This window comes from Candidatus Marinimicrobia bacterium CG08_land_8_20_14_0_20_45_22 (assembly GCA_002774355.1).
Classification (GTDB): domain Bacteria; phylum Fidelibacterota; class UBA2242; order UBA2242; family UBA2242; genus 0-14-0-20-45-22.
This window is the reverse complement of record PEYN01000056.1, coordinates 1-1,094: the sequence shown is the minus strand read 5'-3', so window position 1 is coordinate 1,094 and position 1,094 is coordinate 1. Positions and strand designations below refer to the sequence as shown.

1 protein-coding gene is annotated in these 1,094 nt (G+C 46.6%); it reads right to left on the bottom strand.

Translation table 11 applies throughout. From position 1 onward, the window contains the following. Positions 1 to 1,094: hypothetical protein (locus COT43_03650; GenBank protein ID PIS29515.1), on the bottom strand; the 1,094-nt coding region annotated here is incomplete at both ends.

Sequence of the window (1,094 nt, the reverse complement as noted above, 5' to 3'; positions counted from 1 at the left end):
GAGCCCGCGCGGGAAAATTAATCAGCGCCACCTTGGCAAAGTCACCACCCTGCATCCGGGTTACCTCGACAGGAGTAACATAAACATCCGGCTCAGAACAATATATCGCGCTGCTGCCGAATACATTTAAATTCCAGACATAATTGGTTTCAAGAGCGGCGGCTGGCGAAAACTTTGAGTAAAACTCAAGATGCGACCCGGGAGACACCCCCTTTCGCTTGATGAGAAAATCGTTTGTTTCCCAGTCAATCTCCGAACCCTGCGCAATGTTCAGATTATAGCTTGATTTCAATACCAGATAAACGCCGGCATAATCGTTTTCTTTTTTATACAGCGCCGACAAGGCAATCCTGATATCTCCCGCAACGGCATCAGCTGTAATACCCTGGTCAATCATTTTCTCAATTACATAAGTCGGCGGCGTTTTTACAGTCACCGTAGAAGATGTGTCAATCCCCTGTACACTGGATTGATGTTCGCTATCGCCTATCGCGAAGAAATACTTTTGACCGATCTCGGCACCCGACCAGACAAAACCCGAAGACGATGTCGTTAAAAGAACCGACCAGTTAAAACTGTCAGTGCTGCGATATACCGTAATGCCGCCGCTATATTCAGGATTTGTTTTCCATGAAAAATTGATATTTGCCGTGCCCGCTTCTATTTTCCAGCCGATTATATCTTCCGGAAGATAATCCGAATTGGTGATTCCCCATATATCGCTGATAAAAAATTCACCGTCATTGTTGATATCCATCACTTTAACGGATCTTGTCCCGTAGGGATCTGTACGCCAGGCTGTTTTATAGTAATAAGCGTATGTCTCCTGCTCCGTCAATGTAATCCGCGCCGCATGATTTTCTCCGTCGCGGCGGAGACTGTAATCCCTGCCGTTAAGGACAAGAAACACTTCATCACTGCCGGGGTAGTTTACTGCGAATCTGCAGTTTATTCGCCTGTTGGGTTTGAAAACAAGAGTTTGAGAATATGCCCAGCGGAAGGTCCTGTCGGCGAGGGCCTCCGGATAAAGCTCCGAATTGACATCAATGACGGGGTACTCATATCTGTCAACCGAACGCAGTCTCAGATAATAA